Source organism: Polaromonas sp., assembly GCF_012927485.1.
Classification (GTDB): Bacteria; Pseudomonadota; Gammaproteobacteria; order Burkholderiales; family Burkholderiaceae_C; genus Polaromonas.
The window spans coordinates 57,087-80,522 of sequence record NZ_JABBPC010000020.1; the positions used below are offsets into that span (position 1 = coordinate 57,087).

General features: G+C 57.9%; 25 protein-coding genes. 18 read left to right on the forward strand and 7 right to left on the reverse strand.

The features are described from left to right. Window positions 1-24 precede the first annotated feature (24 nt). Both cysE and HHJ16_RS08325 read right to left on the reverse strand, forming a co-directional pair. Window positions 25-804: a serine O-acetyltransferase gene (gene cysE, locus HHJ16_RS08320; RefSeq protein WP_293642134.1), complete on the reverse strand. Its 780-nt coding sequence runs from the start codon at window positions 802-804 to the stop codon at window positions 25-27. Window positions 805-813: 9 nt separating this feature from the next. Next, window positions 814-1,629, reverse strand: a complete 816-nt coding sequence (locus HHJ16_RS08325; protein WP_293642135.1) for an RNA methyltransferase — start codon at window positions 1,627-1,629, stop codon at window positions 814-816. Window positions 1,630-1,773: 144 nt separating this feature from the next. Here HHJ16_RS08325 and HHJ16_RS08330 point away from each other — a divergent pair, with 144 nt between their 5' ends. From HHJ16_RS08330 to fabG, 14 genes are all read left to right on the forward strand, one after another. Beyond that, window positions 1,774-2,742 (forward strand): inositol monophosphatase family protein, encoded by a 969-nt coding sequence (locus HHJ16_RS08330; RefSeq protein WP_293642213.1) that lies wholly within the window; start codon window positions 1,774-1,776, stop codon window positions 2,740-2,742. A 137-nt stretch (window positions 2,743-2,879) separates the two neighbouring features. Further along, window positions 2,880-3,176 carry a phosphopantetheine-binding protein gene (locus tag HHJ16_RS08335; RefSeq protein ID WP_293642136.1) on the forward strand — a complete coding sequence of 99 codons (297 nt, stop codon included), beginning with the start codon at window positions 2,880-2,882 and terminating at the stop codon, window positions 3,174-3,176. A gap of 41 nt (window positions 3,177-3,217) precedes the next feature. Continuing rightward, the gene (locus tag HHJ16_RS08340) at window positions 3,218-3,844 is read left to right on the forward strand and encodes a hypothetical protein (protein WP_293642137.1); all 627 of its coding nucleotides are present in this window, start codon (window positions 3,218-3,220) and stop codon (window positions 3,842-3,844) included. Next, window positions 3,841-5,202, forward strand: coding sequence for an AMP-binding protein (locus HHJ16_RS08345; RefSeq protein WP_366557478.1), 1,362 nt, complete (start codon window positions 3,841-3,843; stop codon window positions 5,200-5,202). The genes HHJ16_RS08340 and HHJ16_RS08345 overlap by 4 nt, the downstream gene beginning before the upstream one ends. Beyond that, window positions 5,192-5,515 (forward strand): 3-hydroxyacyl-ACP dehydratase, encoded by a 324-nt coding sequence (locus HHJ16_RS16885; protein ID WP_366557479.1) that lies wholly within the window; start codon window positions 5,192-5,194, stop codon window positions 5,513-5,515. Before HHJ16_RS08345 ends, HHJ16_RS16885 begins: the two co-directional genes overlap by 11 nt. Then, the gene (locus HHJ16_RS08350; protein ID WP_293642138.1) at window positions 5,512-6,483 is read left to right on the forward strand and encodes an acyl-CoA synthetase; all 972 of its coding nucleotides are present in this window, start codon (window positions 5,512-5,514) and stop codon (window positions 6,481-6,483) included. The genes HHJ16_RS16885 and HHJ16_RS08350 overlap by 4 nt, the downstream gene beginning before the upstream one ends. 29 nt (window positions 6,484-6,512) lie before the next feature. Next, on the forward strand, window positions 6,513-7,130 hold the full coding sequence (locus tag HHJ16_RS08355; RefSeq protein WP_293642214.1) for a LolA-related protein: 618 nt from the start codon (window positions 6,513-6,515) through the stop codon (window positions 7,128-7,130). After that, entirely contained in the window at window positions 7,130-9,475 is a 2,346-nt protein-coding gene (locus HHJ16_RS08360) for an MMPL family transporter (protein ID WP_293642139.1), read from the forward strand. Before HHJ16_RS08355 ends, HHJ16_RS08360 begins: the two co-directional genes overlap by 1 nt. After that, on the forward strand, window positions 9,468-10,271 hold the full coding sequence (locus HHJ16_RS08365; protein ID WP_293642140.1) for a polysaccharide deacetylase family protein: 804 nt from the start codon (window positions 9,468-9,470) through the stop codon (window positions 10,269-10,271). The genes HHJ16_RS08360 and HHJ16_RS08365 overlap by 8 nt, the downstream gene beginning before the upstream one ends. Beyond that, the gene (locus HHJ16_RS08370) at window positions 10,268-10,960 is read left to right on the forward strand and encodes a phosphatase PAP2 family protein (RefSeq protein WP_293642141.1); all 693 of its coding nucleotides are present in this window, start codon (window positions 10,268-10,270) and stop codon (window positions 10,958-10,960) included. Before HHJ16_RS08365 ends, HHJ16_RS08370 begins: the two co-directional genes overlap by 4 nt. 64 nt (window positions 10,961-11,024) lie before the next feature. Then, window positions 11,025-12,230: a beta-ketoacyl-[acyl-carrier-protein] synthase family protein gene (locus HHJ16_RS08375; protein WP_293642142.1), complete on the forward strand. Its 1,206-nt coding sequence runs from the start codon at window positions 11,025-11,027 to the stop codon at window positions 12,228-12,230. 1 nt (window position 12,231) lies between these two features. Beyond that, window positions 12,232-13,029: a beta-ketoacyl synthase chain length factor gene (locus tag HHJ16_RS08380; protein ID WP_293642143.1), complete on the forward strand. Its 798-nt coding sequence runs from the start codon at window positions 12,232-12,234 to the stop codon at window positions 13,027-13,029. Between the two features lie 41 nt (window positions 13,030-13,070). Beyond that, on the forward strand, window positions 13,071-13,490 hold the full coding sequence (locus HHJ16_RS08385) for a 3-hydroxylacyl-ACP dehydratase (RefSeq protein WP_293642215.1): 420 nt from the start codon (window positions 13,071-13,073) through the stop codon (window positions 13,488-13,490). After that, complete coding sequence (gene fabG / locus HHJ16_RS08390; protein ID WP_293642144.1) at window positions 13,487-14,206, forward strand: 3-oxoacyl-ACP reductase FabG; 720 nt, start codon at window positions 13,487-13,489, stop codon at window positions 14,204-14,206. Before HHJ16_RS08385 ends, fabG begins: the two co-directional genes overlap by 4 nt. A 74-nt stretch (window positions 14,207-14,280) precedes the next feature. Here fabG and HHJ16_RS08395 read toward each other — a convergent pair whose 3' ends face one another. Genes HHJ16_RS08395 through HHJ16_RS08405 form a run of 3 tightly spaced genes read right to left on the reverse strand, consistent with a single transcriptional unit; the run spans window position 14,281 to window position 17,289 of the window. Beyond that, on the reverse strand, window positions 14,281-15,054 hold the full coding sequence (locus HHJ16_RS08395) for a glycosyltransferase family 2 protein (RefSeq protein ID WP_293642145.1): 774 nt from the start codon (window positions 15,052-15,054) through the stop codon (window positions 14,281-14,283). A 43-nt stretch (window positions 15,055-15,097) separates the two neighbouring features. Next, a complete protein-coding gene (locus tag HHJ16_RS08400; RefSeq protein ID WP_293642146.1) occupies window positions 15,098-15,913 on the reverse strand; it encodes a lysophospholipid acyltransferase family protein in 816 nt (271 codons plus the stop codon). Between the two features lie 23 nt (window positions 15,914-15,936). Beyond that, window positions 15,937-17,289, reverse strand: coding sequence for an NAD(P)/FAD-dependent oxidoreductase (locus tag HHJ16_RS08405; RefSeq protein WP_293642147.1), 1,353 nt, complete (start codon window positions 17,287-17,289; stop codon window positions 15,937-15,939). 625 nt (window positions 17,290-17,914) lie between these two features. On the opposite strand from HHJ16_RS08405, the gene HHJ16_RS08410 reads away from it, so the two are divergent. The 3 genes from HHJ16_RS08410 (at window position 17,915) to HHJ16_RS08420 (ending at window position 21,053) form a co-directional block, all read left to right on the forward strand. Further along, complete coding sequence (locus tag HHJ16_RS08410; protein ID WP_293642148.1) at window positions 17,915-18,448, forward strand: GAF domain-containing protein; 534 nt, start codon at window positions 17,915-17,917, stop codon at window positions 18,446-18,448. A gap of 601 nt (window positions 18,449-19,049) precedes the next feature. Next, window positions 19,050-19,235 (forward strand): hypothetical protein, encoded by a 186-nt coding sequence (locus HHJ16_RS08415; protein ID WP_293642149.1) that lies wholly within the window; start codon window positions 19,050-19,052, stop codon window positions 19,233-19,235. A gap of 153 nt (window positions 19,236-19,388) precedes the next feature. Continuing rightward, complete coding sequence (locus HHJ16_RS08420; RefSeq protein WP_293642150.1) at window positions 19,389-21,053, forward strand: NRAMP family divalent metal transporter; 1,665 nt, start codon at window positions 19,389-19,391, stop codon at window positions 21,051-21,053. Window positions 21,054-21,519: 466 nt separating this feature from the next. Here HHJ16_RS08420 and HHJ16_RS08425 read toward each other — a convergent pair whose 3' ends face one another. Both HHJ16_RS08425 and HHJ16_RS08430 read right to left on the reverse strand, forming a co-directional pair. Next, entirely contained in the window at window positions 21,520-21,693 is a 174-nt protein-coding gene (locus HHJ16_RS08425; protein ID WP_293642151.1) for a hypothetical protein, read from the reverse strand. Further along, complete coding sequence (locus HHJ16_RS08430) at window positions 21,690-22,067, reverse strand: hypothetical protein (RefSeq protein WP_293642152.1); 378 nt, start codon at window positions 22,065-22,067, stop codon at window positions 21,690-21,692. Before HHJ16_RS08430 ends, HHJ16_RS08425 begins: the two co-directional genes overlap by 4 nt. 570 nt (window positions 22,068-22,637) lie before the next feature. Between HHJ16_RS08430 and HHJ16_RS08435 the strand changes: the two genes are divergently transcribed. After that, entirely contained in the window at window positions 22,638-23,243 is a 606-nt protein-coding gene (locus tag HHJ16_RS08435) for a hypothetical protein (RefSeq protein ID WP_293642153.1), read from the forward strand. The last annotated feature ends 193 nt before the right edge of the window (window positions 23,244-23,436 follow it).

Sequence of the window (23,436 nt, forward strand, 5' to 3'; positions counted from 1 at the left end):
CGCGCAGTCTTGGTAGTCGGCTCGCTACTTGCCCACCCACTGATTCAACTTGTCCGCCTCGAAGGTTTCCAGCAACGCAGCGTCTTTGGGGACGCAGTCGGGCGTGCCGGTGGCTTGGCAACCCGACAACTTTTCAATCGCCTGCCAAATCATGGCAATCTGGTGCTCCTGGCCGGCCGCGTTGTCGATCAAGCCGCGCAGCGCCAGCGACAACGGGTCGTCGTTTTGCGTCACTCCATAAGCTGAGAAACCCATTTGACTGGCGATTTGCTCGCGCTTTAAGTCGGCGTTGGCTTGAATTACACGGGCCGGATTGCCCACCGCGGTAGCGCCCGCTGGCACAGGCTTGACCACGACGGCGTTCGAGCCGATCCGGGCGCCATCGCCCACGGTGAAACCGCCCAGCACTTGCGCACCGGCGCCGACCACCACCCCCCGCCCCAGCGTCGGGTGGCGCTTGGTGCCTTTGTAGAGCGAGGTGCCCCCCAGCGTCACGCCCTGATAAATCGTGCAGCCATCGCCAATTTCGGCGGTTTCACCGACGACAACGCCCATGGCATGGTCAAAAAAAACGCACCGGCCGATTTTGGCGCCCGGGTGAATTTCAATGCCGGTCAACCAGCGTGAAAGATGCGAAATAAAGCGACCTAGCCACTTGTAGCCGTGGGTCCAGCACCAGTGGGCTCGTCGGTGCAATACCAGCGCGTGAAGACCGGGGTAGCAGGTCAGCACCTCCCAGGCCGTGCGGGCGGCGGGATCGCGTTCGAGAATGCACTGGATATCGGAGCGGAGTCGAGAGAACATGGGTCAAGTCTACTGGTCGACCGAGGTCGTTGCTGAAAAAGACGTTTTGCCCGCAGCCTGCAAAGCTTTTTGCAACATGGCTTTGGCAACCCCGCGCAGGATGTGGATTTCTTCGGGGCTGAGCTGGGCACGGTTAAAAAGCTGGTTTAAGCGCGGCATGAGTTTCTTGGGGGAATCCGGGTCCAAAAAACCGATGCTGGTCAGCGCCTGCTCCCAGTGCTTGAGCATGCCCGCCACTGCGGCGGCATCAGCCAGGTGGTGCTCGAAAGCTGCCGGCTGCAGCGTAAAGCCCCCCAAAGCCTCACGCCAGTCATACGCAATGAGCTGCACCGCAGCACCCAGATTGAGCGAACCGAACTTCGGATCGCTCGGAATGCTTAAGGCCACGTGGCAACGATACACATCCTCGTTTTGCATCCCAAAACGTTCAGAACCAAACAAAAAGGCAACCGAATTTGGTGGTTGTGCTTGTTTTACCGAGGCTACCGGCTCTTGTGTCAGTCGCTCATCGGGCGTCCGCAGCAAGTCGGCGAAATGCGCACGCGGCGCGCAGGTAGGCGGCCCGAAATCACGCGGGGTCATGGCGGTTGCACACAGATGAACCATGCCGTCGACCGCTTCATCCAACGTGGTCACAACCCGCGCGTTTTTCAGCACATCAAGGGCTCCACTGGCTCTCTGGATGGTTTCTTCACGGTTCAGCACGTTGGCCCAGCGCGGCGCCACCAGCACCAGATCGTCAAACCCCATGACTTTCATGGCACGGGCGGTGGCGCCCACATTGCCTGCGTGGCTGGTGTTGATCAGAATAAAACGGGTTTTCATCGGTAAATTGGAGCTTCAATCCTGCCACGTACCTTAAGTTTCAAGGTGATTTCTGGCAGCGCAAAGGAAGCCGGTAAAATGAACCCATTGTCACCTGCCTCCGGTTACCGGGCCGCAGGCCCTGCCCGCTCTTTCATACCCTTTATGTCCAGCAATCTACACCCCATGCTCAATATGGCCGTCAAGGCTGCTCGCGCCGCTGGCGCCATCATTAACCGCGCCGCCCTCGATGTCGAAGCGGTCCGCGTTTCGGTCAAACAGACCAACGATTTCGTCACTGAAGTGGATCAGGCCGCGGAAGCTGCAATCATTGAAGAGCTGCTCACCGCCTACCCTGGCCACGGCATTTTGGCCGAAGAATCGGGTTCTGAACATGGCGCTAAAGATTCCGAATTTGTGTGGATCATCGACCCGCTGGACGGCACCACCAACTTCATCCATGGTTTTCCCTTTTACTGCGTCAGCATCGCGCTTTCCGTTCGGGGCAAGATTGAGCAGGCGGTGGTGTACGACCCTACTCGCAACGACATTTACAGCGCCAGCAAAGGCCGGGGCGCTTACGTGAACGACCGCCGCCTGCGTGTAGGCAAGCGAACCCGCCTGCAGGAATGCCTGATTGGTACCGGATTTCCCTACCGTCCCGGTGACAAGTTGAAACCTTACCTGAACATGCTGGGTGAAGTCATGAGCCAGTGTGCAGGCGTGCGCCGCCCCGGCGCCGCTGCACTCGATTTAGCCTACGTGGCGGCGGGCCACAGCGACGGATTTTTCGAGACTGGCCTCCAGTCCTGGGATGTCGCCGCCGGCTCGCTGCTGGTGACCGAAGCCGGCGGCCTGATTGGCAACTTCACCGGTGAAGCGGACTTTATCGACCACGGCGAATGCGTCGCCGGCAACCCGCGTATTTATGGCCAGTTGGTGGCGACGCTCACCAAGTACAGTAAATTTTCAGGGGCAGGCGACAAAGCCATCGTGCGCCGGGCCTTGCAGGAGGAAGCGGTCGCCAACGAGACCGCAGGCACCGACCTGCCAAAAGAAAAACCTACGCTCACGGCGAAAAGAGTGAAAGCGCCGATGCCTCGCCATAGCGGCACGGAAGACGCGCCGTTCTAGGCCGACCTAGTGGATCAAGCCCTGAAGTCGCAGGTTCATTTTTGAACCGCTTCAGCTAACATCATCGGCCCTCAAAGAACTTCAACCATCCTCGCGCCGGCCTTGTCAACCCGTCATCCCCCTACTGCTGATTCTTCATGTCCGAACTGAACGCGCAAACTTCCTCCTCACCTGCCGATGCCGCCTTACTGCTTGAAGTTGCCGAGCTGGTGGTGAGCGCTCTGAATCTGGAAGTCTCTGCAGCCGACGTGCAGGCTGACGAACCTTTGTACGGCGACGGCCTGGGTCTGGACTCCATCGATATTCTTGAAATTGCGCTCGTGGTCTCCAAACGCTATGGACTGCAGTTGCGTGCGGACCAGGAAGACAACCACACCATATTTCATTCGTTGCGTAGCCTGAGCGACCATATCGCTGCCCAACGAACCAAGTGAAAGTCGAGCTGACAACACGGCTAAGGCAGGCCTCTCGTTGGGTGGCCCTCATCACATTAGGCATAGGCTACTCGGCACTCTCACATCTGGCCGCCTCGTCAGCCACCCCGAATTTATTCAACGCCCTGGTCGCCGTAATGCCGCTGGTCGGTCTGGCGTTCGCTATGGCTTGGCGTTCTCCGCAGCGCGTGGCGATGCTGGCCCTGTGGCTGGCGACCTGCGCCGTGCTTTTTAGCATGAGCGGCTGGCTGGTTGCACATTACAACTGGCTATTTTTACTCCAGCATGCGGGCATGTATGCGCTTCTGTGCGGCGCCTTCGGCCGGACCTTGCAGCGCGGACAAACGCCTATGATTTCACGCTTTGCCAGCATCGTGCACGGCAGCCTCTCGCCTGCGCTGATTCGCTACACGCGGTCCGCCACATGGGCGTGGACTGTGTACTTTGGCAGCATTACAGGGCTCTCCCTATTGCTATTCTGGCTCGCACCCATTTACATTTGGTCTGCATTTGCCAACCTCTTGGGAATTCCTCTGCTGGTATTAATGTTCGTCGGCGAGTATGCCGTGCGCTGGTTCGTGCTGCCGCCCGCAGACCGGGCTGGACCACTTGACGCAATTCGTGCCTACCGGCAAGCATCTTCAAAAAAACCGGCGCGCCAGCCATGACCACCTTCCCGCTCGTTACGCATTCTCACGCCGAGGATATATTCGCCTACAGTTTGGGCCAGCCCATCACTGTGGCGCATTTTCTCGCCGACGTCAGGCATCTGGCTGCTGCGTTGCCCGCCGGTCGGCATGTCCTCAATGCCTGCGGCGATCGCTACCGATTTGCCGTCGGCATGGCTGCGGCATTGCTGGCCGACAAGATTAGCCTGCTTCCGCCCACCTTGACGCCGGAAATGGTCCGCCAGATCAAGCGCTTCGCCCCTGACGTGTTTTGTCTGACGGACCAGCCGCAGTCGATCGATTTACCGCTATTTGCATGGACCGATGCAGCGACTTCTCGCTCTCTGGCTGGAGCACCAATCGAGTTGCACGACATCCCGCAAATTCCCGCCGCGCGAACGGCGGCCATCGTGTTCACTTCAGGCTCGACAGGCACCCCCGTTGCCCACTATAAGAGCTGGGGTGGCCTGGTGCAAAGTGTGCGTGCCGAGGCGGCCCGGCTCGGCTTGCTCGACGGACGACGCCACACGATCGTGGCCACGGTGCCGCCGCAACACATGTATGGCTTTGAGTCGAGCGTGCTGATTGCCTTTCAGAGTGGTGCCGCAATGAGTGCCTCCCGTCCGTTTTACCCGGCCGACATCTGCGCCGCACTGGCCTCCGCCCACCGCCCTTGCATGTTGGTGATCACGCCAATGCACCTGAAGGTACTGCTTGATTCGGGCCTCGTCATTCCTTCGCCCGATCTCGTTTTGTCGGCTACGGCACCGATGCCGCCCCAACTGGCCCTGGCCGCCGAGACCCGCCTGCAGGCACCACTGCTCGAGATATACGGCTCGACCGAGACCGGCCAGATCGCCTCCCGCCGCACGACCGAAACGGCAGAGTGGACACTGTTTCCGGAAGTCAAGCTCCGCGCTGAGCAAGGGCGCGTCTGGGCCTCGGGCGGACATATTGAACAGGCGCTCCCCCTGGCGGATGAGCTTGAGCTGGTGACTGCCGAGCGCTTTCTTTTGCATGGCCGCACCGCTGATCTCATCAATATTGCCGGTAAACGCAGCTCGCTCGACTACCTGAATTACCAGCTCAACGCGGTGCCGGGCGTGATCGACGGGGCGTTTTTAATGCCTACCGATGACGAGGGTAAAAACGTGACTCGCCTGATGGCCTTTGCGGTCGCTCCAGGCATGAAGGCGTCCACTCTATTAGCAGCGTTGCGCGAGCGCATTGACGCCATTTTCATTCCCAGACCCCTCGTGATTCTGGACGCATTGCCTCGCATTAGCACGGGAAAATTGCCGCGTAGCTCCCTTTTAGCGCTTGCGCACAAGCACAGGGGCACCACCCATGCGCGGTGAGTCCACGCTCTTCATTGCACCAGACCATCCCGCTTTTGCGGGTCATTTCCCAGGCGCTCCGATTCTGCCGGGGGTCGTATTGCTGGACGCTGCCATACACACCGTGCTGGAATCACGGCGTCCCTCAACAGATGGAGACAGCGCCGGGACTATTTGCCAGATCAGTTCCGCCAAATTTCTCAGTCCGGTCGGTCCGGGCGAGTTCCTGACCATTTCCCATACCACCAACGCCTCGGGCAGCACGCGTTTCGACATTTCGAGCGGTAGCCGCAAAGTAGCCACCGGCACGCTGGTGCTGCCCTCGTTCCCATGACGACAAAGCGCAACGCCGCGCTACCAGGAAGCGCTGAATGGAAGCAACGACCCGAGCGCAGCAATATGTTTTGGCTGCGCGTGATGACGTGGATTTCGCTGCGCCTGGGCCGGCACCTGAGCCGCATCGTGCTCTATGGAATTGCGGCGTATTTTCTGGCTTTCGCGCCTGCGGCGCGCAGCATGTCGCGAAGCTATTTGCGCCGGGTACTCAAACTGGGATCGCACAGTGCAGTAGGCTGGCAACATCTGTTTCAACACTTCCTCAGTTTTGCGTCGGTGATCCACGATCGTGTCTACCTCGTCAACGACCGCTTTGAGCTGTTCGATATTCGAGTTCATAACGACCAACTCATAGACGATATCGTGGCCACTGGCCAAGGCGTATTCCTGATCGGCGCTCACTTGGGAAGCTTCGAAGTGCTTCGAGCCATTGGCCGCAAGCAACCTGGCCTGCGCGTGGCGATGGTCATGTATGAAGACAACGCGCGCAAGATCAACGCAGCGTTAAATGCCATCAACCCCAAGGCACAGCAGGACATCATTGCGCTAGGCCACATCGATTCAATGATTCAGGTCCACGAGCTGCTAGCCCAAGGTACCGTCGTCGGTATGCTGGGCGACCGCTCATTGGGTAAAGACGATACCTATGCCGTTGATTTTTTAGGGGACCCGGCTGCGCTACCGCTGGGTCCGTTCAGGATGGCCGCCATCATGAAACGCCCAGTGGTCTTCATGGCCGGGCTGTACCGCGGCGGCAATCGTTACGATATTCACTTTGAAAGTCTCGCTGATTTTTCAGCGCTGGCCCCGCGCGGCAGAACGATCGCGGTACATGCGGCCATGACGCGCTATGCTGCGCTGATGGAGCAATATTGCTACCGGGCGCCTTACAACTGGTTCAATTTTTTTGACTTTTGGCGAGCCTCCGTTTCGCCCCAGGTCAAGCCTCCCGCAGAAATCACATGACCTTTCCTGTTCACTCTTCCTTCTTCGCGATGATGCGGACGCGCAGGCTACGTGGGCTCCCAAAGCGTTTGGCATTCACGCTGCTCGCATTAACAACCGGACTGACACTTACAGTGCTGAGCCCAGCCGCCTTCGCGGCCTGGGACCTTCAGCAGCTGATGGATTCACTGGCGCAAAACAAATCCAGCCGCGCTACTTTTGTCGACACAAAATACATCGCGCTGCTCGACAAGCCGGTCGAGTCATCGGGAGAGCTTTTCTACACTGCGCCGGACCGGCTTGAAAAACGCACGCTTAAACCCAAACCTGAATCCATGGTTGTCAACGGCGGCGAGCTGTTGATTGAACGAGGCCGGCAGAAATATCGCCTTCAATTGCAGGCTTACCCGGAGTTGGCCGCTTTCATCGGCAGCATTCGTGGCACCCTGGCGGGCGACCGCACAGCGCTGGAACGCAACTACCGACTGAGCCTGGATGGCACGGCCGAACGCTGGACCTTGCAACTGCTGCCGCTGGATCAAAAAATGCAGGCTGTGATTCAGCGCATTCGCATCGCCGGTGTCCGCGACCAGGTGCGCAGCATTGAAACGACCCAGGCGGATGGTGACAGCTCGCTGATGACCATTGAAAAATCAGCGCTGCCGTAATGATGACCACTCGCCGTCGCGGCATCACCGTAGTCGCCCTGTGGCTGGCGTTTTTGCTAAGCTGCAGCGTCATTATTAGTCGTACGCACTTCACGACCGACTTGTCGGCCTTTTTGCCGCGTACCCCCACGCCTGAGCAGCAGCTGCTCATGGATCAACTGCGTGAGGGCCTGGCCTCCCGCCTCATTCTGGTGGGTATCGAGGGAGCGGACGGGCTTGGCCGCGCTCGGCTTTCCAAACAAATCGCCCAGCAACTGCGCGCCGACACGTCGTTTGTTACTGTCAACAATGGCGAGCCCGTCAACACCGAGCGTGACCGTACTTTTCTATTCACCAATCGTTACCTATTGAGCGCTGCGGTGACGCCGGCGCGCTTCAGCGTGGACGGTCTGCATGCAGCCGTCAGCGACAGTATCGATCTGCTCGCCTCGCCTGCGGGCCTGTTGGTCAAGGCCATGCTGCCACGCGATCCGACCGGGGAAATGGTGCAACTGCTCGATCAGCTCAATCACGCTAGCCCGCCACGGATCGTGGACGGCGCCTGGGCCTCTCGCGACGGCGCACGCGCATTGCTGCTCATGCAAACGCGCGCCGCGGGCTCCGACACCGATGCCCAGCAGAGCGCCATGGCCGCGATCTCTCAAGCGTTCCACGCCGCCGCCAGCGCAGCCCCTACAGCCCGGCTCGTGATGACCGGCCCTGGCGTGTTTTCCGTGACGTCACGCAACAGCATCAAAAGTCAGGTCAGTCGCCTTTCCCTCATGAGCGTCCTACTCATTGCCACGCTGCTTTTACTGGTCTATCGGTCTTTTACCGCCCTGGCACTGGGTTTTTTGCCGGTTGTCAGCGGTGCGTTGGCGGGGGTTGCGGCAGTTAGTCTGGGCTTTGGGTCGGTGCACGGTATCACGCTGGGATTCGGCACCGCGTTGATCGGAGAAGCGGTGGATTATTCAATCTATTTGTTTGTGCAATCAGAGCAGAATGATGCGGACCAAGACAACTGGATCAAGCGCTTTTGGCCTACCGTCCGACTCGGCGTGCTGACGTCAATAGTCGGCTTCGCATCGCTTTTAATGTCTGGCTTTCCAGGTCTGGCGCAACTCGGGCTGTATTCAATTGCCGGTCTGATCGCCGCCGCCACAGTGACCCGTTTCGTCTTGCCTCATTTGTTGCCCGCCAACTTTCGCATCCATGATGTCTCGGCTATCGGGCGCGTGCTTGCGCGTTTGGCCCAGGGCGCTGCGGTATTGCGCTGGCCGGTCGCGCTAATGTTGCTGCTGGCCTGCGCCTTTCTCGTTCAAAACCATTCCAACCTGTTGAATGACAAGATAGCCTCATTGAGCCCGGTGTCTCAGGCCGATGTGGCGCTTGATGAGAGTCTGCGCGCGGACATGGGCGCACCCGATGTCCGTTATCTGGTGGTAGTGTCCGGCGCGAGCCGGGAAGCCGTATTGAACTCTTCCGAGCAAGTCTCTGCACTGTTGCAAACGCAAGTTGATAAAGGGGAACTCGCTGGCTTCGAAAGTCCCAGCCGGTATCTTCCCAGCACGGCGACACAGCGCGCGCGACAGGCCAGCTTGCCCCCTCCCGACGTGTTGAAAGCACGTCTTTCAGAAGCGCTCAAAGGCTTGCCAGTGCGCGCAGAATTGTTTGCTCCGTTTCTAGCCGACGTAGCGGCCGCGCGCAGCCAGCCCTTGCTGCAGGCTTCCGCTGTCGAGCAGACCTCGATGGCCATGGCCGTAGATGCGTTGCTGCTGCAGAAAAACCATCATTGGACAGCTTTGTTGCCACTGACCGCACCGGAGGGCATCGGCATCAACGCCAGTCATATTCGCACCGCGTTAGGCAGCACAGGATTGCCGGATGTGCTGTTCGTAGACATGAAAACCGAATCCGACCACCTGTATTCCGGCTACCTGCACGAAGTCGTTCTGCTGTCGCTCGGCGGACTGGTCGCTATTATTGGACTACTGCTCTGGGTTTTTCGCTCGCCTAAGCGGGTATTGCGCATTCTCGCGCCACTGCTAGCTGCGGTCATAAGCGTCACGGCCGGATTGGCGGTTTTTGGCCAGCAGCTGATTATTCTTCATTTGGTGGGCTTGCTCCTGGTGGTCGCGGTGGGTTCGAATTACGCATTGTTTTTTGATCGGCCTGATCCACACCGGCCTATTTCCACCCGCACGCTTGCGTCGATGTTTTTTGCCAGCCTCACCACGGTCGCGGGGTTTGGGCTGCTTGCATTTTCCAACGTCTCCATACTGCAAGCGATGGGGGTCACCGTCGCTCCGGGCGTGATTCTGGCGCTGATTTATTCCGCCATCTTTGCAAAGAAAGCCCATGTCTAGTACGCGCTGGCAAGCCACGCGGCTAATCCGCTTATCCGTGCTGCTGCACGTTTTGGCGGTGTTGCTACTGATCGCGGAGCCAGGAGAATGGCGCTGGGCGATCGGTGCCGTGGTCGGCAATCATTTGCTGATTACGGCGATCGGCTTGTGGCCACGCAGCCACTGGCTAGGATCGAACTGGACACGATTACCGGCGGCCGCCACCAGCAGAAATGAGATCGCCCTCACTATCGACGATGGCCCCGATCCCATCGTTACCCCTCAGGTATTGGACCTGCTTGATCGTTACGCGGTCCAGGCCACCTTTTTCTGCATCGGCGAGAAAGCGGCCCAGTACCCGGATTTGTGCCGCGAAATCGTACGCCGCGGCCATGTTGTGGAAAACCATAGCCAGCACCATCGGCATTATTTTTCACTGATGGGAACGCGCGCTTTGAAGCGTGAATTACAAGCGGCACAAGACACACTCACGACAATTACAGGACAACGCCCGTCGTTTTTTCGCGCGCCAGCCGGCTTGCGCAATCCTTTTCTCGACCCGGTGCTTGCTCGATTCGGCTTGCAACTTGCCAGTTGGTCAGTGCGCGGATTTGACACTCGGATTGGCGACGCCGGGCGCGTGAAAACCAAATTATTACGAGGCCTCAGACCCGGTGCGATTTTGCTGTTGCACGACGGCAATGCTGCACGCACCGCCCTCGGTACCCCGGTTATTCTCGAAGTCCTGCCCGCCGTGTTGAAGTCCGCTGTGACTGCCGGCCTGCAGTTTGTCACCTTGCGGCACGCTTTGGTATGAGAATTCCCGACGCGCAGCCGCCCTGGTACCGGCAAGCCGCAGCGGTGATACCCCAACACGTGTGTCTTAAAGGTGCCGGAACCTTGCTTTTCATCGGCCTGTTTTTTGGTGCCTACTTCTACTTGCTGAAATTCCCTGCCTATCCGATCACGGTGATGCCCTACACCTTACTGGATCGGCTGATCAGCTTCCAACCACTGGCCATGCCCTTGTATATTTCATTGTGGGTCTATGTTTCCTTGCCCCCGATCTTGCTTGCGACTCGGCGGGAACTCTACGCGTACGGCCTGGCAATGGCGGGGACCTGCCTTGCGGCACTGATCGTTTTCTACTTCTGGCCCACGGCTGTGCCGGTAGCCGACATCGACTGGACCCGCTATCCTGGCGTGGATTTCCTTAAAAACATGGATGCATCCGGCAATGCCTTCCCGTCACTTCATGTCGCTACCGCCATTTTTTCGGGCATCTGGTTACATCACTTGCTGCGGCGCTTCGGCGGGCCGCAGTGGATACTCTTGGTCAATTGGATCTGGTGTGTCGGCATCATCTATTCCACATTAGCGACACGCCAGCACGTGGCAGTGGATATGTGGGGGGGTGTCGCACTGGGCGGGTTGACGGCTTATCTGTCACTGCGTCATCGGGCGCATGCCGAGAGCGCTGGGCAAGAACGGCGTCTCTCCCTTTAACGGATCATTCGAATCAAACCGACTACCTGAAATTGCTAAAATTCAACCTCATTAGATTGTTTCTTTGAACTCGCTCTGGCTCTCCCATTTCACAGCGACCAGCGGCATGGGTCGCGGCCTCGAACAAACCCTCTCCGCCCTGCGCCAACATCGCGGCGGGTTGGTGCCCTGCGCCTTTGATACGGTTGATTTGCGCACCTTCATTGGGGAGGTCGCGGGTGTGGATGCCGTGAAGCTGCCGCCGCAACTGGCCCATTTCGATTGCCGCAACAACCGGCTTGCGTTGCTGGGATTGCTTCAGGACGACTTCGCTGAGGCGGTCGCGGCCGCCAAAATAAAATACGGCGCCCAACGCGTTGGCATATTCATCGGTACCAGTACCTCCGGTATTCTGCAAACCGAGTTGGCCTACCGCCGGCGCGACCCGGTGAGCGGCGCATTACCCGCCGACTTTATCTACGGCACGACCCACAATACCTTTTCTGTTGCCGATTTCACCCGCCATTATTTTGGCCTGACCGGTCCTGCTGTTGCAGTGTCATCGGCATGCTCATCCAGCGCCAAGGTGTTTGCCTCGGCGCGCCGCATGATAGCGGCGGGACTGATAGACGCGGCGGTGGTCGGCGGCGTTGATTCACTCTGCCTGACCACCTTGTATGGGTTTAATTCCCTTGGCCTGATTTCCACTCAGGCGTGCCGGCCGTTCGATACCGCCCGAGACGGCATTTCCATCGGTGAAGCGGCGGCCTTCGCCCTGCTGGAACCTGTGCCGGAACAATCGAGTGCCGATGCGGTGCTGCTGTTGGGGGTAGGGGAATCCAGCGACGCCTATCACATGTCATCACCCCACCCTGACGGGCTCGGCGCCCGAATAGCCATGCAGGGTGCGTTGAAAATGGCCCGACTCGACGCTGCAGATATTGACTACATCAACCTGCATGGCACCGCGACCCAAAGCAACGATGCGGCCGAGGCCAAAGCGGTATCGGCGCTGTTCGGACCTACCACGCCATGCAGTTCCACCAAAGGCGCTACCGGACACACGCTGGGTGCAGCCGGCGCCGTGGAAGCGGTTATCTGCGCGCTGGCAGTGCAACACGGCCTGCTGCCGGGCGGCTTGAATACCCAGCAGCTTGATCAGGCATTACCCCTCAACTACCTGCTGGAAAATCGTGAGCAGCCGGTGTCGTATGTCCTCAGCAACTCGTTTGGCTTTGGCGGTACCAACTGCAGCCTGCTGCTTGGACGAATGAACCCGCGTGCCAACTGATATGAATCCACTCACCGCCTACATTGAGGGCATTGGCCTGTTGGGACCTGGCTTCAACGACTGGCCAAGCAGCGTGGCCATACTTACGGAGGAACAGGCCTATCAGACCAGTCCGACAATGTTGCCTCTGCCGCTAAGCTTGCCGGCCGCTGAACGCCGACGCAGCAGCATCGTCGTTAAACTGATCCTGGCAACCGGACTCGAAGCCGTGACAGCCGCCGGTTTGAATGCGGCTCACCTGCCCAGCGTATTTTCTGCTTCTAGTAGCGACGGCTACAACTGCCACGAGATCTGCCAGATGCTGGCGTCAGACGATCGCCAAATTTCGCCGACCCGCTTCCACAATTCGGTACATAACGCAGCCGCAGGCTACTGGAGTATCGCCACTGGCGCGATGACCGCATCGTCGGTGCTGTGCGCGTTCGACGCGAGCTTCGGCGCCGGTTTGCTGGAGGCGCTGACCCAAGTCATCGTGGACAACAACCGTTGCTTGTTGCTGGCATGCGATACCCCTTATCCGGAGCCACTGAACAGCGCCCGCACTATCCCGGACTCGTTTGGCGTGGCCTTGGTGCTGGCGCCCCAGCGCAGTGCTCGGGCGTTGTCGAAAATCAGCGTCAGCCTGACCGATACAGCCGCCGAGTCACTGGACAATGCCGCCCTGGAAGCATTGCGGCTAGCTATTCCTGCAGCGCGCAGTCTGCCCTTGCTACGCCGCGTTGCGCAACGCCAGGCCGCCCACGTGGTGCTGGATTATCTTGACTGCGTGCGTTTGGCGATAGACATTACACCGTGCTAGATAACGCCTGGATCGCCGCTCATATTCCGCATCAGGGCAGCATGTGCCTGCTGGATCACGTGGTGCATTGGGATAGCCAGCGTATTCAGTGTCGCGCCAGCAGCCACCGCAACAAAGATAACCCGCTGCGTTCACACGATCAGCTTGGCACCGCATGCGGGATTGAATATGCCGCACAAGCCATGGCAGTACACGGCGCATTGCTGGCACCCGCCGACACTAGTCGGCCACGGGCAGGATACCTTGTGAGCGTGCGCGGTACTACCCTTCACGTACCGCGTTTGGACGACATCTGCGACGATCTTGATATCGAAGCACGGTGTATCAGCAGCAGCGCCGCCCATATTTTGTATCAATTCAGTGTCCAGGCAGGTGGGCAACTACTGCTCGATGGTCGTGCGGCCGTGGTCGTCAACGCCGACCAGAGAGCCCGCGCACACCCCTCAGGAAATGCATCATGAAACACGCCTTGGTCACTGGTGGCAGCGGCGGTATCGGCGCCGCCATTTGTCGGCGGTTGGCAGCGGATGGCTGCCACGTACTGATCCACGCCCATCATGGAGTGGCCGCAGCGCAAGCGCTTGCCGAGAGTATTACCGCACAGGGTGGCAGCGCGCAGGTGCTGGTATTTGACGTCACTGACAGTGCGGCGGTGGCCGACGCACTCAACCCGCTTTTAGAAAACACCCCGATTCAGATTCTCGTCAACAATGCAGGCATCCATGACGATGCGGTATTTCCGGGCCTGCGTTCCGAGCAGTGGCATCGTGTCATCGACGTGTCGCTGCACGGATTTTTCAACGTCACCCAACCCTTGATGATGCCGATGATCCGCACCCGTTGGGGCCGTATCATCAGCATCACGTCGGTGGCCGCCATTACCGGCAACCGCGGCCAGGTGAACTACGCAGCAGCCAAGGGCGCACTGCATTCAGCCACAAAGTCGCTCGCGCTGGAGGTGGCCAGCAGAGGCATCACGGTCAATGCCGTTGCGCCCGGCATCATCACGACGTCCATGAGCCAAGCTAGCTTTGATGCGGCAACCATTGCGAAGCTGGTTCCGATGAAGCGCGCCGGTCAGCCCGAGGAAGTCGCTGACCTCGTCGGTTTTTTGGCCTCCGAGCGCGCGGCCTACATCAGCGGCCAGGTCATCTCCATCAATGGGGGAATGATTTAAAACTGACCTTGGTGCGTCTCCATTGCCAGGAGATGCTGGACGCGAAATGCCGCCCCTGCTTCACCGTGCGCGTTTCAAGTCCCTTTGATTCGCCGCGCGATGAGCAGCGGCAGGCGCAACACAAAGCCCGCAAAAAGGCGGCCATGCATCCAGCTAAGCAGCAGGTTGTCGCGCAGGTAATTGAAGTGCGAAACCCCGCCTTCATCGACGCGAAAGTAGCGCACCGTGGCAGGCAGATTGACCGGCTTCACGCCACGCCAGCACATGCGCACGACGGCTTCGGGATCGAAATCGAAACGTCGCATCCAGCGCTGACCAGCCATCACCTCGCGCAAGGGTGCGATCGGATAGACGCGAAAGCCGAACAAGGAGTCCCCAACGCCGGCCCACAGGGTCTCGAGATTAGCCCACCAATTGGATACTTTGCGGCCGTTGACGCGTAAGCGGGGCGCGTCGGCAGCGAACACCGGCTTACCCAGCACCATAGCAGCAGGCTGCGCCGCCGAGGCGGCCATGAAAACGGGAATCAGCGGGGCTGGATGTTGGCCATCCGAGTCCATCGTCAACACATGCGTGAAGCCCTTCGCCGCAGCCGAATCCAGGCCATGCAAAACGGCAGCGCCCTTCCCTACGTTGTGCGGCAGCACGAGAACGCGCAAACCATCATCCCGCGTCGCCATGTCCTGCAAGCCTTTGAGGCTGGCATCGGTGCTGCCGTCCACCACCACCCAGACCGGCGTCCACTGCGCGCGTGCCGAACGCACCGTTTCATACACCTTGGGACCGGGGTTGTAGCTGGGAATCAGGACAAGGTGCGTGCGGGACACGGCGGGAAAGGAACCATTCATTCGCCTGAACCCACATAGAAAGAATACCGAAGACAAGTCCTGGTCACGCCGGTGGACCCGAGATGGGAAAGTCGGGCAACTGGGCATGCGCCAGCTGCGACTGGAAGTAGCGCTCGAGCTCGCTGGAAAAATCTGCTGTATGCCTTGGCGGATCAAAGCGCTTACCGAGCCGTATTCGGTAAGTGATGGGCATTTTTGGAGTCCACAAAACGGACCAGCCTTTGCCCAGGAAGCCTGAATCGGTTTCAATGAAAACCGTCTGTACCGACACATCGGCATACTTGGCAATCAAGCCGGTCGTTCCCTGCATCGGACCCACAGGAAACCGCATGGTGCGCGTACCCTCGGGAAACAGCAGTAAATGGCTACCTTGGTGCAAATCGGCAACCGCCAACTGCACCATGGTTCGAAGCGGGGTGTTGCGGATGTAGCCTCCCAGCCGCGCACCGGCGCCAAAAAAGACGCTGTTAACGATGTCGGCTTTCATGATGCAAGCCGCATCTGGCAGCCGGGACAAAATCATCACGGCATCGAGCAATGACGGATGATTAGGCGCGATGATCATGGCCGGTCCGTTCTTCAGCGCGTCGAGCGCGGTCAGGTCGAAGCGGCATGCGCCCATCACAACCAACAAGCGCAAATAAACTCGGAACATCCCGGCGATGAGCTTGCGACCAATTCGCTTGCTCAGCCCGCGCGGCAAGATCGCGAACATCGGGATCGCCAGCACCGAGAAGGCGAGGCACAGCAGACCCAACACCGTGAAGCCCACATGCAGCCGGATGGTTTCATACAGCGTCCGACGAAGGGTATTCAGCGTGTCGAATTTATTCAGGACGGTAGCTACCTTGGTTTCCATAATTTGAGTGCGTTTTCGGCCGGTTAGCGTGCGGCCGGCTCAGCGTCCTCGACGACGTGAATGTTGACCTTGCGTTGCCGCATGGCCCGCCATGAACGTTTGAAATTCAAAGCTGATGCCATGTAAAAAATCCCCTTGAGCGCTGTGATTGATCGCCAGATCGGTGTTTTTCCAAAAATATCACCGGCCAGCATCGACAACAGCGCTTCCTTTACACGCCATACATTGCTCGGCCCCATGAACATGTCACGCATGGCCGGGTCCGTCAGCCGATAAATAAACCACGAAAACTCCTTGGGTCCGAGCCGCACCTGGCGGTCAAAATGCGCCAGCGCCGAGGCGGCTTTGGCGGGTTCGCGCAGGCAGGTATTTACTGTCTCCGCGCCGACAAAGCCGCCCTGCATGGCCAGCATGACGCCGGATGAAAACACCGGATCGATGAAGCCGAAGGCATCGCCAATCAGCAGATAGTTGGGTCCGTGCGTATGATCGCAGGCATATGCAAAATTGGCCGTCACCTCGACCTCGGAGGACTGCCTTGCATGGGTAAGCCTCTCGATCAAGGCCGGGCACATCGCCATCGTGTCGGCGAAAAAGTCCTTGATCGGTTTAGACCGGCTCTTTAAATAATAGGGCCAGACCACGGCACCGATGCTGGTGGCGCCGTCAACCAGCGGGATCAGCCAGAACCAGCCGTGATCGAACCAGAAGATCGTGATGTTCCCCGCGTCCTGGCCCGCATGCCGGGTGACGCCCGTGAAGTGCGCGTAAAGTGCCGAGCTGTTGTGCTTGGCGTTACGGCGCTTGACGTCGAACTGCTTGCCTAACAAGGTGTCGCGCCCCGACGCATCCACAACAAAGCGGGCGCGCAGCTGCTGGCTGCTGCCATCCTCGTGCTGGGCATGAACGATGGCGCCGCTGTGGTCAGGCTCAAAAGCCACCTTCTTGACTCTGCACCCTTCAATCACTTCAGCCCCCAGCCTGGTGGCATTGCGGATCAGGATTTCGTCGAACTCTGACCGCCGTACCTGGTAGGAAAACGGCATGGATTTATCCCAGGCATCGCTGAACTTGTAGGTTTGGCTTTTGCTGGTATGCCATGGCGAGACAAATTCGGCACCCCATTTCTCCATGCCGATAGCCTTGACGGCATCTGCCACTCCCAGTTTTTCCAGCAGTGGCAAGTTGGCCGGCAAGAGCGACTCGCCGATGTGAAATCGCGGGTGATGGTCTTTTTCAAGCACTACGACCTTGTGACCCTGTTGCGCCAGCAGTGCTCCCGCCGTAGAACCCGCCGGGCCACCGCCAATCACCACTACATCGTATTCAGTCAGCGCGGCGGGCGCCAAGGCGGTTGGGGAACTCTGATCGGTCATTACGTGTCCTTCGTTGGGGCGCGCCTGCCGCAAAAGTACAGCATCAGCTTATGGCTTTGTTATGGTGTATTTCAGGCTTTAAGTCCGAGATTTTACTGCGAGGCTTGGGGATTTAAGACGAATTGACGGCTTGTGGGCTGTTCTGAGGCATCTACCTGTGCCAGGCCGGCTAACGCGCATCGACCGAAAGTTCACCGCCATTTCAGATTCCACGGTCCACCAGAAACTCTTTCTTTCTTCTTGTTGTGCGGATTACCTACCCGTTCCCCGGTTCTGCTGCGGGTAGGGTCAAACAATTGATTGAAGCCGCTGTGTTGCCTAGCGCACAGAGCAACTTAGCGAATGCACGTAATCTGCAGAAACTGGAATACTAAGTAGCGTTCTGGAATCTGCGGCGATAGCGGTGAAGCTCGCGGTGCGAGGAAAAAAATACAGTAAAGCAAAACCTGGGCATCCCCTGAGGACTCAATAGACATGATCCAGAGATTCAAGCACACAAGGATAGACGTTGCGGAGCCTGTCGTTTGCGGTAGCCCAGCGAGGAATGCCACACAGACTTTATTGGCTGCTGCCACCAGCGACCGTCTGAACGGGCACCCCTTGTTAGTTCTGCTGGAGTTGCTCAATGCCTAACACACGAACAAACTCGCAAGTTACAAAACTTAAACAATTGTCATTGGCTTTAGCGGAGTCCTTTAAAGACGAACAAGCCTACCTCGACCTGACTTGCGCAGCCGCTGATCTTTTTGATGCAAACATTGCACTCATTTCTCTGCAAAATGGTGACTCCATGTGGTTCAAAACCCGCGTGGGTCTGGAGATAACCGAGATTCCCAAGCAAGCTTCGTTCTGCGAATGGGCCATGCAATTTTGCGACCGCGTTTTTGTCGTTGAAGATGCGGCGAAAGATCCTCGTTTTGCCAATAATGCGCTTGTCACGGGCCCCCTTGGCATTCGGTTTTATGTTGGCGCACCCTTGGTTACTTCGACGCGACAGGTGTTGGGAAATTTGTGCGTATTGGACTCAAGGCCCAAAAAGCTGGAATCTCAGCAGCTCGAAACCCTTAAATTTCTGGGGAAGCAGGTTACCGAGATGCTGGAAAAGAGCAAAGCACATATTCCCCCTATTTCCCCTATTTCCCCTATTCCTTCTCAATAGCGATAGGAATGTCATTGTGAGATAGAGCAAGGCACGCCGCTCTCGCCGCTTTTGCTGGTCAGAGAAAAAAGCGCCCGTAAATTGATCGTGGCCGACGGCTTTCATCGGTTGTGCGCGGTTTTCGCTGTCGACCGAGACGTGGTTGTGCCTTGCAAGATTGTCTGATCGACTGCAGTACGACCAAGGTGCCGACAAACAAATTTAGCACAAGGGCGGTTGACATCGCTTGTGACCCCATGCATAATTCGCGACATCTTAACAACCGGGTTTTACCCACCATGGACAGTTGCCCTAGTAGACCTAGCAAGTAATTAGCGGGATCCGCGGCACGAGTCTATTCTCATACCGCCGTCTCGCTGCAAAGCGGGACGGTGCGTCAATCAAAGCAGTTTCCTCGCCCCTCGGGCGAATGTTTGACCTCCTTCCTATTGTTCGCCGGACTGCGGTGATTTGCGCTTCGCTTTGGCGAGCCGCAAACGAACTGCAATGTACAGATTTTGGTTTGACCAGTTGAACGGTCATCCTTGATTTGGACCATCTGGCATTTCCGTTGACGTTGGCTTCAGCCTGAGGCTGTATGTCGAACTTAGGAGTGCTCAAAATGATCTTCAAAACCCTCAACAGCCGGCTCGGTGCCGGCCAAGTTCCCACCACAGTCAAACAGTGGCCTTTGGGCTGGACTTCCCGCGAAGCGACGCGCACGGTGGTTCGCACCACGCAAGGCGACAAGAATCAGAGGCCCTTTCCGGGCGCCTACGGACTACTGGCCGGCTTCCGGCCACGTTAAGAAGCTCAATGCCGAGAGGCCGATTGAGAGGACAGGCAAGACTACTTTGTTACGGGAGTGCCTGCGTACCTCCAACCGGCCTACAACACGGATTTCGAGCTTGCGACGTGCAGCGCGTTGCGGCAGATTCCGGAATCTAATTAGGAGAAAAAGATGTCATCTTCAACCACTACGGCCGACAGATTGCCCGTCGAGCCGGTGAGCGCCGTGTTAGACGAAGCGCATCTTGGCGATATTCACGGCGCCTTTGGGTCGATCCGGCGCGGCGATGTCGCACCCCGGCGCACCTGGAAGAGCCGCTTTACCACCCTGCTGGCGATCCTCGGCCCCGGGTTGATCGTCATGGTCGGCGACAACGATGCCGGTGCTTTCGGCACGTACACCCAAGCCGGACAGAATTACGGCACCACGCTGCTATGGACCCTCTTGATGTTGGTGCCGGTGCTGTATATCAACCAGGAAATGGTCTTGCGTCTGGGCGCCGTCACGGGCGTGGGCCACGCACGTTTGATTTTCGAGCGCTTTGGCAAATTTTGGGGAGCCTTCAGCGTTATCGATTTGTTTATCCTCAACGCCTTGACGATCGTGACCGAGTTCATCGGCATCAGCCTCGGCCTGGACTACCTGGGCGTGTCCAAGTTCTGGGGTATCGCCATTTCAGCGCTCATCATCATGGGCGTAGCCAGTACCGGCAACTTCCGCCGCTTTGAACGCTTTTCCATGCTGCTGGTACTCGGCAGCTTGTTCGTGCTGCCCGTGTTCATCATGATTCATCCGCCCGTGACGCAAATGGCGCATGATTTTTTCATCCCGCAGATGCCCATAGGCGGGAAGTTGAGTGAGGTGATGCTGCTCATCATCGCGATTGTGGGCACCACTATCGCACCCTGGCAGTTGTTCTTCCAGCAAAGCTACGTCATCGACAAGCGGATTACTCCGCGCTTCATCCGCTACCAACGCGCCGATCTCTGGCTCGGCATTGTGATAGTGATTATTGGGGCGGTCGCGATGATGGCCTTCAGTGCCGCCGCCTTTAGCGGAAAGCCTGAATTCGGTAACTTTGCCGATGCGGGGGCCGTCGCCTCGGGGATAGAAAAGTATTTCGGGCGGATGCCAGGCGTCTTTTTTGCCATCGCATTGATTGACGCGAGCATCATCGGCGCTTCGGCCGTATCGCTATCGACCGCGTACGCCCTGGGCGATGTGCTGTCGATGCGCCACTCCCTGCACCGCAAGCCGACTGAAGCCAAGGGCTTTTATGCGGTTTACTTCTGCTTGATCGTGTTGGCAGCCGCATTGGTGCTGACCCCGGGTGCGCCGTTGGGCCTGCTGACCAATCTGGTTCAGACACTGGCCGGCGTGCTGCTGCCGAGTGCCACCGTTTTCCTGCTGTTGCTGTGCAATGACAAAGCGGTGCTGGGGCCCTGGGTCAACTCACGCAAAGTCAACTATTTTTCGGGCGCTATCGTCGCAGCACTGGTGATGCTGTCCATCATCCTGACGGCCTCGGTCCTTTTCCCGAACATTACCGAAACGCAGATCCTGGCGATATTGGGTGGCGGCGTGCTGGCGACGGTGCTTGTCACGGTTGGCGTGAAGATTTATGAGCGTCTGCGGGGCATCACTGCGGTGCAAACCCAGGAGATTGATCCCGCCCTGCGTTCGACCTGGCGCATGCCCCCTACAAGTGAGTTGCCACCGGCCCAGCTGAGCTTGCTCAATCGGTTGTGGATGGCAGTCTTGCGCGGCTATCTGGTGGTGGCGGCGGGAATGCTTTTGTACAAAATGGTCCAGCTTGCGATTGCGCCTGCGGGGTGACTTGAACGGGCTTGGGGCCGCTATCATCCCCAACCCCGGGCGGGCACCTGATCGGCATTCAGCGCTCGTTCCCGAGCAAGGCTCCGGCCAAGTCGCACCCAGCCTGTTCGGAGGACAGCCGCAACGAAAGGGGATGTCAACCAATGTTTGCCGCTCCACTGCACACCAGAATGAACGTCAGTCTGATCTAGTTGTGGTCAGCTTGAGTTAGCGGGTTGCGCCGGCTTGCTACCCACTGTGGCGTAAGACAAGCGAGGTCACAAAATGCTACGCGTTGCTGCTGGCTAATCAAGTCATCGGGCAAGCAGTCTGAATGACGTCATGCTTTCAAACCGCCGCAAAATTACGACAACAATTGTTAGGCTTTTGGATTGGCTACTCAACCAATTAGACCGAAGCGCGGTCCCTGTGAAAATCACTTCGGACCACTGCCCAATAGCAAGCAATTAGAAAACCACTCTCACACCTATTCATTGGGGTTGTTGCCTTTGTAGCCATGCTCATCTTTGATGGCCAGCTGAAGGTGCGCAAGCTGGTCGATGATGTGGTCAATCCTTGGAAAATCCTTGACCGGTCTCGCCAGTAAGTCCTCCAGCAGACATCGCAACTGGGCGTAATCGGACTCCGGGTCGGGCTTCATGCAGGCGCCCTTTCCGGCTTGATGCCGCTGCCAAGGATAACCCGGTTCTTTCGCGTATCGTTGGCCGCAGCCGCGTTGAACCCGGGCGCGACAGGGTCGGCAATGGCGTCTGATTCATAGCCCATCCCCTTGCGGGGACCATACTGGAGGTTGTGTCCAATCATGCGCTGCAACTCGCCGTAGCCGGTAGCCAGTGCGTTGTCGTAGGCCGCAAAATTCAGGTCAGCCCCGGAAACCGACTCAAACACCGGAGGACTGCCGTGACCTTCAAGAATTCGCCAGCGAAATTCGCCAGGGCCAGTTTCTTCAACCGTCAGGGCCAATGTACGCAAGGTTGCGTGGAGTTGCGCTTTAACCAGCATGGGATAACTCATGAAACAAGGTCCTTTTAAAATGCCCGTCATATCAAATGCCTGCTGAATCAATGGACCCTATCAGTCCAGCAGGGGATTTGCAGATAAACCATCTCACCTATTGGAGTGCGCCGCGGATGAGAATACTGCTCCAAGCGGCGTGATTATTACTGGATTCATCGTCACTAATAGCGCTAATTTTTTATAGCCCGACCGCCAGAAAGAGCAGCTACAAGTTACTGTTTAGTTTATTCATCAGGCGTCAATGCACGGTAGTGTTTTCATCCGCGATGCGATGTAAGACAAGACCGATAACGGCCACTTGTGGTCAGCCAAAGTAAGACCCCGACTGACCTCTTCGACGCCAATGCCAGATGATGTAGCATCAATGCCTTGGCGACTTGTCTCTCTTTGGCGTCCGCAAAATATCGGGTTGCCGCACAACATCAGGGTCAAGAAAACCCATACCTTGTGGCTTACAGCGCTGTGTAAATGGGGGCCAGCTCAGTTACTGAACCTAATCTAGATTTTTTTCTCAACCACCGCGTTGTTGTTGTGCCAACAATCGCATTTGCATTCTCAGGAGATTTCATGTCCCTATCCCCAGCGGCTCTTTTGTCCATTCAGCAAGCAGGCCAGGGGCTTCATGCAGCTCGCCAGGCTGTGGCGGATGCAGTCCAGACCAATGCAGAGCGGGTGGTCGCCTATGTGGCGAGCCAACCGTTCAGTCCCGAAAACGATCTGGCCTACACAAAGCTGCGTTCTGCGGCACGGCTGTCCCACGAACTGCAGGCCATGGAAGAGCAGCTGAAGGTTCTCTATATCTCTGCCGCTGAACTAATGACGCCAGAAAGTCCGATCCTGGTCGCCTTGCCAAACCATGGAGGACATGCCAGGCCGCGCGCGGTTAAAAGCAACGAAGGCGCAGAAGATGCAATTGTCAAGCCGACAGCGTCGAGCCTGCTGAAGCGCCAGAACGTCAAATCGGGTCAGCCGCAACGTCTGAGCCATAACGATGAAAAGGTGTTGGGCTATCTGAAGAGCGTGCTGGATCGGCGTAGCTGGAAATCGTTGACCCAAGCCACAATTGCCAAGATGGCGGGAATTCCGGTGGGCTCGGTCGGGCTGGCTCTGCGCAGGTTGGTTGCAGGGGGCGCGGTGCGAGAAGGAAATAAAGGGACCTATCGTTTGTTGTAAAACGTGTATCTGCCAATCACGATTTCAGGCACTGGACGCGACGGACCGATGAGCCGCCCCGTTTGCACTGACTCCAGCGTTTCAGCTCCCTGAAATTATCTAGCCGTTCTTGAACTCAGACCAACCGTATCTGGGCTGCGTTGTCTCCGATTTGGCGGCTGGCATGCGAGACAGTCCAGTCGGTACTGAGGGT